General features: G+C 51.9%; 8 protein-coding genes. 1 reads left to right on the top strand and 7 read right to left on the bottom strand.

What is annotated here, in order from left to right:
* Positions 1-23: 23 nt before the first annotated feature.
* From HF931_RS14500 to HF931_RS14470, 7 genes are all read right to left on the bottom strand, one after another.
* On the bottom strand, positions 24-905 hold the full coding sequence (locus HF931_RS14500) for an NAD(P)-dependent oxidoreductase (protein WP_273240660.1): 882 nt from the start codon (positions 903-905) through the stop codon (positions 24-26).
* Positions 906-939: 34 nt separating this feature from the next.
* On the bottom strand, positions 940-2,298 hold the full coding sequence (locus HF931_RS14495) for an MFS transporter (RefSeq protein WP_273240658.1): 1,359 nt from the start codon (positions 2,296-2,298) through the stop codon (positions 940-942).
* Positions 2,299-2,300: 2 nt separating this feature from the next.
* The gene (locus HF931_RS14490; RefSeq protein WP_272983538.1) at positions 2,301-2,663 is read right to left on the bottom strand and encodes a cupin domain-containing protein; all 363 of its coding nucleotides are present in this window, start codon (positions 2,661-2,663) and stop codon (positions 2,301-2,303) included.
* Positions 2,660-4,867: a heparinase II/III domain-containing protein gene (locus HF931_RS14485; protein ID WP_273240656.1), complete on the bottom strand. Its 2,208-nt coding sequence runs from the start codon at positions 4,865-4,867 to the stop codon at positions 2,660-2,662. Before HF931_RS14485 ends, HF931_RS14490 begins: the two co-directional genes overlap by 4 nt.
* Positions 4,864-5,859, bottom strand: coding sequence for an alpha/beta hydrolase (locus HF931_RS14480; protein WP_273240654.1), 996 nt, complete (start codon positions 5,857-5,859; stop codon positions 4,864-4,866). The genes HF931_RS14485 and HF931_RS14480 overlap by 4 nt, the downstream gene beginning before the upstream one ends.
* A gap of 72 nt (positions 5,860-5,931) precedes the next feature.
* Complete coding sequence (locus HF931_RS14475; protein ID WP_273240652.1) at positions 5,932-8,817, bottom strand: TonB-dependent receptor; 2,886 nt, start codon at positions 8,815-8,817, stop codon at positions 5,932-5,934.
* A 350-nt stretch (positions 8,818-9,167) separates the two neighbouring features.
* Positions 9,168-9,920 (bottom strand): FadR/GntR family transcriptional regulator, encoded by a 753-nt coding sequence (locus tag HF931_RS14470; RefSeq protein WP_272983542.1) that lies wholly within the window; start codon positions 9,918-9,920, stop codon positions 9,168-9,170.
* A 1,307-nt stretch (positions 9,921-11,227) separates the two neighbouring features.
* Here HF931_RS14470 and HF931_RS14460 point away from each other — a divergent pair.
* Positions 11,228-11,833 (top strand): RNA polymerase sigma factor, encoded by a 606-nt coding sequence (locus tag HF931_RS14460; RefSeq protein WP_272983543.1) that lies wholly within the window; start codon positions 11,228-11,230, stop codon positions 11,831-11,833.
* Positions 11,834-11,842 lie beyond the last annotated feature (9 nt).

The following is an 11,842-nucleotide window of genomic DNA, read 5'->3' as shown; positions in this document are numbered from 1 at the left end:
TTGACAGCACGAGGACGGAGTGGCTATTTTTTGAGGTCGACGAAGTAGTCAAAAATCTCAGGCACATTTCCAGTACCCTTGCCAGCCTCGACCGCTGCCTGGAGGTTGGCGGATGTCCCTTCGGCGATCAGTGAGCGCGATCCCAGATCGGAGATCATCTGGTTGAAGTACCGCAGGTCCTTGTTTGCATTGTTGATGGAAAAGCCGAGATCACTGACGCCGTCCACCGCGTAGTTCTTGCAGAACTTCATGAACGGAGAATTGGACGGACCTGATGACATGATGTCGAAAAGCTGACCTCGATCGACACCAGCCAGTTCGGCCGCCGCGAATGCCTGAGACATGGCGCATACGGTCGTCATGCCCATGAAGTTGTTGATGAGTTTCGTGGTGTGTCCGGCTCCAAGCGGGCCCAGATAGAAGACATTCTCACCCTGCTCCTTGAGAAGAGACTCGTATTTTTCGAATGTAGCCCTGTCACCGCCGGCCATGATGTTCAGCAGACCGTCCTTTGCATGCGTGGGTGTGCGCCCAAGTGGAGCATCGATCATGCCAACGCCCTTCGCGGACAAGTCGGTACCGATCTTTTTCGTGGAAGCGGGGATCGACGTTCCGAAGTCTATCAGGACGGATCCTTCTTTGATCCCTGCCAGAATTCCATCCTCGCCATAGACAAGGTGCTCGACCACTTCGGAAGTTGTCACACACAATTCCACGACATCGCTTCTTTCCGCGAGCTCTTTGGGTGTTTTCGCTTCCGATGCATTTCCTCGAGCCAGTACAGCTTGAACAGCATCCTTGTCGAGGTCCATCACCACAACTTCAAAGCCGCGCTTCTGCAGATTCTCTACCATGTTTCCGCCCATCAGTCCGAGACCGATGAAACCAATGACTGGTTTCGACATTTTCATTACTCCGTTTCGTGAATTCGTGTGGTTGTTAGGTAACTTCCGTGGTGCGTGGCCTCAGCGGTTCGATGCGGCCGCAGAGGACCCAGACAGCGAAAAGCGCAAGGAGGGCGAGACCGGCACCGATGATGAATACCGGAGCATAATTGTCCCCCTGCGTTATCACTGGCACGAGAAAGGTGAGGCCGGCCGCCCCAAGCTTGGCTGCCATTCCGGAGAACCCGGATAGCGTGCCTACAGATTTCCCACTATAAAAATCGCTTGGCAGGGTCTGCACATTTCCTATGGCCGTCTGGAAACCAAACAGGATGGTCGCCATGATAATGACAGCTATCGTTGCGAGTGTGGTTATTCCGGGGTCGGAAATTCCTAGAATCGTGGCCACGAGCGACGGATCTGCCAACAAGAGCAGAGCCGGAAGCATGGTCAGACAACCTATCGAAATCACCATTTTGCGGGTCGCATCGACAGACCATCCGGACTTGATCCGGTTCTGCGCCAAGAGGCCTCCAAACCACGCGCCCAGCATGGCGCCGAAATAGGGGACCCACGCATACAGGGCGAGTTCCTTGACTTCCATGTCATAGACCCGGTTCAGGTACAGAGGGATCCATACAATGAAGAGCCACCAAATCGGGTCGATTGCAGCAGACGCGATGATCACCCCCCAACTTTGTTTGCGGCTTAGCATCTCGCCGGTCCCAGGCGCATATCCATCATCGGGCTCACCATCCTGGTTGATGTCCTGATTGAGCTGCCCGGAGAGGATGTACTGCCTTTCGCTGTCGCTCAGCCATGGGTGGGTCTTGGGCGGGGATTTTACCAGAACCCACCAGGGTACCAGCCACAGAAAGCCGAGAATTCCGACAAGGATGAAGATCATGTGCCAGCTGAAATGAATGGACAGAAAACCAATAATTGGTATCGAGATCAGTCCGCCGATAGCCGCACCGGAGTTGAAGATTCCCTGAGCAAACGCACGTTCCCTGGTTGGGAACCACTCGGCATTCGCCTTGGCCGCTCCTGGCCAGTTGCCCGCTTCCGCGACACCGAGAATTGATCTGAAGATACTGAAAGACACGACGCCACGCGCAAACGCGTGAAGCACGGTGGCAATGGACCAGAAACCGATGGACAATGCAAAACCAAGCCGCGTGCCGATCCAGTCGAAAATTTTCCCGAAGATGGCCTGACCGAACGCGTAGGAGAAAATGAACACGACCGATATGAAGCCGTAGATCTGGTCGACCTGCGCCGCTGATTTGTCAGGATAGAGTACGGCCGAGATATCTGGCCAGAGCACGCTGAGAGTTTGCCGGTCAATATAGTTGATCACTGTGGCAAGCGCGACCAGGCTGACGACCCACCATCTTAGACCCTTGAACGTCATGATCAATATCCTCCGCCAGTCAGAAAGTCCTCACGGGCGGGAGTGAAGATGTCGAGGAGTATACCTTCTTCGAGACAAACCGCACCGTGATCAGCGCCGGAAGGTACAAAGAAACAACCGCCTGCTTCGAGGATCTCGGTCTTGCCGTCGACAAAGACTTCGAATTTTCCTTTGACAACATAGGCGGTCTGCGTGTGCGGATGCGAATGGACTTCTCCGACGGCGCCCTTGTCGAACCAGACCTTCACCAGCATGAGGTCCGCGTCATAGCCAAGCAATTTTCGGTACATGCCATTGCCGAGATTTTCGGCCCCTTCGCGTGGGCTGTGCAAGAACAAATCCGATTGAACTATTGCAATACTCATTGTCCATGATTCTCCTGTGCCGATCCTGGTGCAATGCTGGAGAGGTCGATTGTAATCGGACTTGTCGAGTTCGATTGAGTGTCGGAGGTGATCGGCGTACTTGATTTTGCTGATTGAGTGTCATTTGACCAGAGGATTCGTATCTTATCTCCACACAAATTAACTATGGAGTACTCGTCCACGTCTCCGATTTTGTCCTGCGAAATGTCCACTATGGAACTACCTTCGAACACTGTTACCTCTTCGGCATTGTCGTAACGGCCATGTGGTTCATACACTGAGATAAATGTTGTGCTCGGCGCGTGCGCACGCAGGATCATTGCTTGCTCGCGTCTGAGATTGTTATTGGGGTCATTAGCACCGAGCTGAGTGTAGTAGGCGGTGATCGGTTCCGTGGCCCGAATGGTAACCGTGTAAAACTGGTCGCGAACTAGCCACGAGAAGTGCGACAGATTTATAATTGGTTCAGATTGTGCGAGTCGCCAAAGATGATGATAGCCATTGTCATTTCCGAATGGCTCCAAGTTTCTTTGTTCGTTTTCAAGTCCAAAGCTAGTGTCGATTAGCTGGCCTTTGAAGTGAATCGGCAGATCGTAGTCGTGGCTTTCTTCACTCAGTAAACGAACAATATCAACGATGTATTGTCTATCATCACTCTGGCGTACCATCGCAACAAGCCTTTGCATGACGACGCCTTCATAAGCAGTGACAGATTGGGCGGCTGCATACTGAATTCTGTCTGATGTATGAAAGTCGAGAACTTCCGGTGCAAATTTCTGCGCTTTCTTCCAGTCTCCGGAATAATGGCTTTCTTGATCAACGACGGGCGCGTTGTGCGCAACCGTCTGCTTTGCCCAACTCTCATTTTCCGGCAAGTAGCGTCCGCCATCCTTGGGCTCAACGTTTAGGAACCTCACAGCGCCGTAGTCAGCTAGAATTTCATTGCCATTATCGTAGTAGAGAACTCCTAAACGATCGAAATGTCCGTGTCCCAGGCCTTGGCTTGTTGGTTTGAATACAACTGTGGCAGAATCGTCATTGTTGTTTGAGCGTAAGATTGCGAGCGCTCCTTGCCGACCTTCGGATCCGTCACGTAACAGGGTCGACTTGAATTCGTACTCCGTTGCTAGTCCATTTTTGAGGTCTCGTGAAAGCGCCAGACCTTCAGGTGTCGGAATGGTTGTATCATGAAGTTTGGCGATCGAGAGCAGGGCGCTGTCTCTATTGAGGCTATAGAGTATTGCGATAGCGTATTCTAGTTCGACCGTGTCGAGACCTTTTTCCCGAATTGCATCATTTATTGGGAAAAAACGCCCCATGTAACTTTGTTGAATAGTGGCATAAACTGCCTTCTGAATGATGCCTTCGCGATAGTTATAGATGTCGAGCTGAGCTTCATTTTTATGGATGGCCTGCGCAAAAAGCACGAAAGGCATCAGCGCATAGCGTTGGTAATACGGACCTTCCGCATAATAGCCGTCAGGCGAAAACAGCTCGTCCAATTGTTTTAGAAATCCGGCCTCTCCATTCTGTTCTAGTCCCAAAAGAGCTTGGTCGACCCAGGTCGGATTGCCGAGCACGTATCCCGTCATCCCCACCGCGGCCGTCGCCCACGTGCCGTGATTGTGAATCTTGTTAAACGTTTCAGGCTGTCCTGTTGACAAAAACTCAGCCATGGGGCGCAGAAGGTTTGACTCGATTGTGCGTTGAGAGTTTTCATCAATGTCGTTCTTGATTTGCTCATATCCTTGAATGACATATACGAGCCACACCGCTTCATTCAGACTTTGCCAAAAAAGTCGTCCTGGAGACTGCTCTTTTTGTTTCGGATGAAAGTCCAGTTTAGGATACAGGTCGGCATAATCGAGGAGTATGGCCTTGGTGAACTGGCGATACTCGTCATCACCGGTAATATTGTACAACATCCCAGCTTCATAGATCGATTTCGCATTTTCCTTGTGTTGCTCATGAGTGTAGCCACCCCCTGCATGCTCGGGAACCGGAACTGGGACGCCGGACTTTATGAGACTTTGTATCTTTGTTTTTATCTGGGCGATGGTTTCATCATACAGTGAAGCTTGGTGTGGTCTTGTGGGAGCCTCTAATTGCGGTCCTGCTTTATCTGCGTAGGCATTCATCGTACTGAACGATGCCATCGCTGAGAGGAATAATGCCAGAGTTCGTGAAGACGCGTTCTTGATCATTGGTTCTCAAGATCCTCCAAATTTGGGGTCGGACTGGACGAGCGTGTTTCATTGAAAGCGTCCGAGTTGTCATCTATGCCGTGATCAGACAGGAAGGCTAAGACTTCTGCCTGGATCTTCAGCTGCTCGGTATCATTGAACTTGCCGTGTCTGCCCTGCGGCACAACATGGAGCGTGCTGGGTACTCCCATCTCGTCCAGGGACTTTTTCAAATCGTATGATTGTTCAATTGGAACAGTGGGGTCATCGGTTCCATGGACGATGAATACAGGTGAGCTTTCTGAAGATACGTGGTTAATTGGTGAAATAAGTTCTTCAACACGCTTGCCTTCATCACCCGCTCCAGTGAAAGCAACAATTGTCGGGTGGCGCTTACCATTCTTTGAAGTGAACTTCGTCAGGTCCGAGGGGCCATAATAGTCGAGGATCGCTGCCGCCTGAGGTGGCTGTTCACACTCGGGAATGTCGATGTCGTTGGTTTCAGCGAGCAATCCAGTCATTAATGCAAGATGTCCGCCAGCTGATGTTCCAAAAAGCACTATGCGTTCGCGATCTATCCCAAGGCGATCCGAATTAGTCCCAATCCATTTAAGAGCACACCGAGCATCTTGTACTGCCGCAGGTGCCTTTGCTTCTCCACTCAATCTGTACTCCACTGTGGCAATAGAATAGCCAGCGCTCAGGAAATGTCGAAAGCCGGTCCAGCTGTCGGGAGGCGCGCCTCTGGCCCATCCACCACCATGGAAGTAGAGAATAATTGGGGTTGGTCTGGTGTGAACGTTGGGGTGAAGATAAATGTCGAGATGAAGCGGTCGTTGGGGCGTCTGTAGGTACTCAACATCGAGGAATGTTTCTGAAGGTATAATGTCAAGTGCTGGTATCTTGGCGGATTCTTCGGCGAGCTCTGCCTTAGGAACTGGAACGGATTTACACCCAGAGAAAAATCCCATCGTCAGAAAAACGCTGAGGAGTGATATTTGCTTGAGTTTCATAGAATGACCATCTTGTTCTGATTTGAATGTAGAACGCCCGCGAGATAGGCGGGGCGCTCTTTCAGTGTTTGCCTAGAACCGATGTTTAATTCCTAGGAAGTAGCTTTTTCCAAAGCCTTCGTAGGCTTGTATGTTCCCTGAAATCGGCATGTCAGATAGACGGGGCTCGTCGTTGATGTTCAAGGCTTCGAACGACAGGCGTGTGCGAGGCGTAAGGCGGTAGCTGGCCCGCAAATCGATGACACCCGCGTCTCGGATCAAGCGATTCTGGCGACCACTACCGACGAACTTTTGGAAGTATTCGGACCGGTACTTGTAGATTGTTTGCAATTCCAGTCGTCCAAATTCGTAGAGGAGGGATGCAGATAGAACGTGGTCGGATTGACCGTTGAGGCTAACTGGATCGACAATTGCGGGTTCCATCTCTCCGGTAGCGGTGTTCAATGCCGCGCCGAGACGGATGTCCTGGGTTTCAAAGTCTGTTGCGGTGTAATTGTAACTGACCTTACCGGTCAGGCCTCCGAAAGCTTGCGGGATAGCAGAAAAGCGATACTGGGCAGTGGCCTCAAGGCCGTAAATTTCACTGGTTTCATCTGTGCTTTGAGAGACTGTGACGGGTACCGAGAACACGACATCGTCAACTGTGAAGGACTCAGTTTGAACGACCGGAATAGTCGCCCCCTCGAAGACCTTATAGTATAGTGCCAGTGCAAATAGTGAGTCTCTATTTGGATAGTACTCGAATGAGACGTCGTAGTTCCACGCAATCATCGGTTCGAGTGAAGGGTTACCGTTCGCCATCACTTCCGAGATCGCAGATTGCGCATCTGTGAAATTTCCAGCCTCTATCTGAATATCTCGTCCAGCTCCGAGATCACTAGGGTCGGCGCGGACCATGGCACGGTAGATTGCCGCCCGGGCCAATAGTTCGTCGCTTAGCTCCAGTGTTGTATTCAGGCTGGGCAGCACCTCTGTATAGTCGTGGGTGAAATCATAAGCTTGAAATCCGCCTGTTTCTTCGAGTCGGATCGTGCCGTCACCATTGTTGACCATCGTGAAGTCACTCCGTAGACCCGTGGAAGTGACATTGGTGTTGATGAGACGTAGACCGACATTTCCAGTTAAGGGAAGGTCTCCGATTGACGTTTCAAATTCCCCCATTGCATAAAGCGCTACGGTCTCTTCTGTCACGTCGACGTTGCCAGTATCTTCGAAGCTGCCATCACGCAGCCGTAATGGGTCCTCGCCCAAGTACTCGCGTATTTGACAGGCTGGATCGAACGTTGCCCAGCTAGTGATCGTGTTGGTATCAGAAGATTTGAGAAAGTTGTCCTGCGGAAAGTCGATCCGGCAGGCCAGGTTCACAGCTTGGTCAACAGCGCGGTCCGTCTGGGTATACCTGAAGTCGTCATTCAATTTCTGGTACCGGAGTTCCGACACTCGTAAACCTGTCTTTACCGCCTTGAGCCAGCCAGAATTTAGCGCATAGTCAGCATCCAGCCTGATGGCGGAGATGGAGTTCTTGTTTATTAGGTCACCTCTGGCGATGATTAAATCGTCACTGAAGAGATCGTGATTGTTTATGTCAAAACGCGGATCAAAAGTAATCGCTGGCACTTCGTCGCCGCTGGCATCGTAAGAATAGGCGATTCGTTGATTGGCAACGGGGGTGACATTGCCATAGATGTCAAAAGCGTCTGTTCTCAGGCGGGTTTGAAACTGTTCATCAACCCTCTCGGTGTCCGAGTATGACAGATCTCCCGAAATATTCAGTTTTTCGGTCGCTTGCCATGACACGTTAAGGCCGCCACCCCAATAGGTTTCCTCTCTGTCGCGCAATGAAGAATAGGAGTCTACAGAAGATATTCCACTATAAGACCGCAGAATACCGCGGTCATCTACAACCCGGTCAGTGACAAACGCATGGGCTTCGGTAACGCCGAAATCATAACGGATTTCGCCGAAATTTGCGACGGACCACTGGCCATCCAAATTGACCTCCCATCGATCGTTTGGCTGCCATTGTATGGCTGCAAAAACGGCGTCTCGACTATCGTCCGTTTCTGTTTGTCGAAAGGAACGAGAAGTTGTGCTGAGATAGTAGGGTACTCCATTTTCGACATCAGTTCGGGAAACCTCGGGGCAGACTGTTGCATCAACTGTGTCATTGCAGGCCAATTGAGTCGTGTTCGTACCATAAGTATCGATCGGGTTATTGATGCGATTGACTTGCCCGCCCAGCGATACACCAAGCTTGCCGAAGCTTGCTCCAGCAAATTGGTCCACATAGCTTGCCGTGCCGCGCCAGCCCGGCTCATTGTCCTCCAGACCATCCTGAATGGAATTGTAGTTTCCTTTGACTTCGACCTGGATCGCGCGACGCGCAGCTGACAGGGGACGTAGGGTTTCCAGTTCGACGACACCCGAAATGCCGCCTTCAATTTGATTGGCTTGTTGGGATTTATACACACGAACCGTGTTGATCAGTTCAGAGGGGAACTGCGAGAAATTGACGGATCGATCCCCACTTCCGTTTGACGCTTCTCGTCCATTGAAAGCTGTTGCCCCGAAGAAAGGACCTAGGCCACGCAGGGCGAATTCGGTCGCGCCAACCCGGCTCCGATTTGCGCCCGCTCCTGGGATAGTTTCGAGCACTTCCCCAATAGACAATGCCGGAAGGTTTCCGATTTCGTCTGATGTAATCACATCGGTTATCGAGGTAGCCTCTCTCTTGTCGAGTACTGAGTTCTGCAGTGTGCGTCGGATACCTGTTACGACAACGGTCTCCTGCACAGCGTCCGCCTCTGTATTTTCTACGCGCTTTGCCGCTTCCTGCGCGAAACCTGGCGTAGAGCACGCCAATCCAGCCAGAGCTGTTGTAACGAGCAGACGCGAGCCGAATGCGAGGCTGGTGGGTAAGGCGGTGTTGCAGCGTGCAGGGGTACGTGAATGGTTCATGATCTAGTGCTCCTCCCAAGGATCTTTTGTTTATTGGGGAGGTGTCTCGGGCACATGTCATCAGTTGTCAACAAAAAGTTCGGACCAAAATAAGAAATTGGTTCGTCCACTAAGGCGCAAGAATGGGGTGCCTGCGCTCAATAATTGGTAAACCAATTTGCAGAAAAGGCGGTTAAGTGTGCGTGATGTAACCGCTTTGCTCAGTTCGCCTGGAGAGATCGGTCGTGTGTCCGCGTTTCTGGCTGGAAGGTTTCGGGTTGTGATTCAGCGGGTAGCGTTTTTTGCCGCCCAATAACCCGTGGACGCAGCCATACTAGCTGCCGGGATATTCGGACTGTTGCGCCGTCAGATCAGCCTACGCTACCAAGAAATCGGTTTCTGTTGGCGCGTGTGCGTTGTTTGGCCTCTTCAATGGCTTCCCGTTCCGATTGTTCAAGAAGCGACTCAAGAAGTCTGGTGAAATGGTGTCTCATGGCGCGGCGAGCTCCTTCGGGATCACGGCGCCGAATCGCATCAAGGATCTGAGAGTGTTCGTCGACGCGCACATGCGAATCTCTTTCGCAAACACTATGGTAGACGTTGCGGACCTCATCCACATCTGTCCGAATGTTCCAGATTTGGGAGATAAAGTGCTCGATAAGCGCGTTGCCGGTGAGCCGAGCGATGAGGAAGTGGAATTCTCGGTCAGCAGCTTCAGCCAGTTCGAGATCATCTCCGTGTTCAATCATCTGTTCTACAGTTGCGTCGAGCTTTGCGATCTCATCATCGCGGAGAGACATCGCGGCGAGCGCTGCACACTCTGGCTCAAAAAGAAGACGCAACTGCGTTAGTTCAAACGCACTAGCTGTAACGAGCGGAGGGTCAACCATCGTTTCCGGCTCCGTCACGTACGCGCCAGAACCTACCTTGATCTCTACAAACCCAAGGGTCTCTAAAGCAATTTCAGCTTCTCGTATGACCACCCGGCTGACGCCGAATCGCTCTGCAAGGTCACGCTCTCCGGGCAGTCTCGAGCCGGGAGGATATGCGCCAGACGCAATCATTGCTTTGATTTCGTCGGCGACGGCTTTGTATAAGCGGCGGTTGGACATGAGGGTATCCATACTGTTTCTTCTACTTGGTATACTAAAAGAACTGTCCAATTCAATAATTTAAATGACCAATTCGATCACATAGGACTAGTGATCGGGTAGTGAACACGATCTGGTCTTTGAGATAGTCCAGTTGATTCCTCTCCTCCATACGTTTTATTGTCGAGCCTAGATGAAGCGCGGAAGCGTTCTCTCTACTTTGTCTCGAATAGAAAAGAGGATTGTAGTCAGTTTTGTTGAGCTTTTGCTAAAGGCGCGGGCTGTCCGTTTCAAACCTGCTTTTTTTGGTAATCCGCGCACTACATAATACACACTTTTGCACTGCAAATGGCATGAAGTATTCCTCGCATTTATCATGATGCTTAAACGATAGCGATCTGATCCCAATCGCACTGCAGACCCACTTGCTCTACGCGGACATGGTCTGCCACACGAAAACGGGTCCGATATTTGAGTGAGAGTCGGCTTCGATTGTGGAGCTGAGAATAGGTAAGAGAGCCAAGCCTGAAGAGATCGTCGCGAAGCTGCGTGAGGTGGAGGTCTGACTGAGCCGGGGTGAGACGACGGGTCAGGCCGTGCATGCGATCGGGGTGACCGAGCAGACCTACTACAGGGTGGCGCAAGGAGTCTGGCGGCCTTCAGGTCGGCCAGGCGAAGCGGATAAATGACATGGAGATGGAGAGCCGGCGCCTACGCAAGGCAATCTCCGATCTCGCCCTGGACAATCAGATCCTGAAAGAAGTTCTTTCGGGAAAGTTCTGAGCCCTTCATGCAAACGCCGTGCGGTCGAGAAGGGTTCGTCACGTTCTCCACGCTGGAGGGCAGTTGCATCTCTAATCGCAGGCCCATGCGCCGGTCGAGCGGCGTTACGCCCCTGAGCAGCCTCAAATGCTACGCAAGTATTAGCGCACAAAATCATCCGTGTGAATGGTTTTTGATAGCAGATGTCATGGCGGGTCATTGTGATAATCGGCGCGCGCAAGATGGTTTGCGGAGAGGGTGGTCGGTAGCCCAAAGAAAAGTGAGGGGCGCGGTGGTGCAGTGCCCCCGCCAGGTATTGATCAGGACTTGAGCATTCTAAAAATTTGGGCATGACGCGCAAGCAAGCTCTCCCATGGTTGAAAATGACAGAGTACGAAATCTGTTCGCAGAGCTGACGGCCTGCCAAAAGCAAACTGGTAGCGATGCACCCAGCGCAGTGTCCTTGGCGAGCGGCCTGCATGGATTTTTCGGGAGTTCGTTACAGTTGTTTCAAGTCAGCTTCACGAATCCGTCGCGTTTCTACTTCAATAGCGCAGGCAACGACCTGAAGGCGCAACATGCAGGCAAAACCATCCTCTCCGGACGACATCGTCCCAACCGGTACTTTTACTGAAATAGTCAACGCATCTGCGTCGGGTAGCGAGCGAGACGAGGCGGCGGATCGGACGCGTTTCCTGAATAGCCTGTTTCGTAACCACTACAGCGAATTGGTTGGCCGCCTCAGGAAGATCCATGGTGTCGGGCCACCTGAACCAGAAGATGTGGCGCAAGCTGCGTTTTCAAAACTCGCCGAGCTCACGGACCTCAGCCGAATCCGGTCACCCCGAGCCTTCTTGTTCAAGACGGCGATCAATCTGGGATTAAACTCAAACGACAAGCTACGGCGTGGGCGAAACTTCGTCAAAACCCAGATTAATGGAAATTTTTCTCCTGAGGTGGAAGAAATCTCTCCCGAAACTGTCTTAATGGGAAAGCAGGATCTCGAACGGGTCGCGTACGCTATGCGGCTGCTGTCGCCGAAGCAGAAAGAAATCCTGTTGCGAAGCCGGTTCAAAGGGCAGACCTATGCGGAGATCAAGAAGGATACCGGCTGGAGCGAGGCGGATATTTCCCGCCAGCTCAGCAGCGTCATGGCCCTGCTGCAAGCCGAACTGGACGGGTAGCGCTGCGCA

This window comes from Hyphomonas atlantica corrig., assembly GCF_017795365.1.
Lineage (GTDB): Bacteria > Pseudomonadota > Alphaproteobacteria > Caulobacterales > Hyphomonadaceae > Hyphomonas > Hyphomonas atlantica.
Note: the sequence above shows the minus strand (reverse complement) of the source record. Positions and strands in the feature narration are given on the sequence as shown.

Coding starts and splice junctions, on each gene's coding strand:
- HF931_RS14460 (WP_272983543.1), top strand. CDS start 11,228: ATGCAGGCAAAACCATCCTCTCCGGACGACATCGTCCCAACCGGTACT.
- HF931_RS14480 (WP_273240654.1), bottom strand. CDS start 5,859: ATGAAACTCAAGCAAATATCACTCCTCAGCGTTTTTCTGACGATGGGA.
- HF931_RS14470 (WP_272983542.1), bottom strand. CDS start 9,920: ATGGATACCCTCATGTCCAACCGCCGCTTATACAAAGCCGTCGCCGAC.
- HF931_RS14495 (WP_273240658.1), bottom strand. CDS start 2,298: ATGACGTTCAAGGGTCTAAGATGGTGGGTCGTCAGCCTGGTCGCGCTT.
- HF931_RS14490 (WP_272983538.1), bottom strand. CDS start 2,663: ATGAGTATTGCAATAGTTCAATCGGATTTGTTCTTGCACAGCCCACGC.
- HF931_RS14475 (WP_273240652.1), bottom strand. CDS start 8,817: ATGAACCATTCACGTACCCCTGCACGCTGCAACACCGCCTTACCCACC.
- HF931_RS14500 (WP_273240660.1), bottom strand. CDS start 905: ATGTCGAAACCAGTCATTGGTTTCATCGGTCTCGGACTGATGGGCGGA.
- HF931_RS14485 (WP_273240656.1), bottom strand. CDS start 4,867: ATGATCAAGAACGCGTCTTCACGAACTCTGGCATTATTCCTCTCAGCG.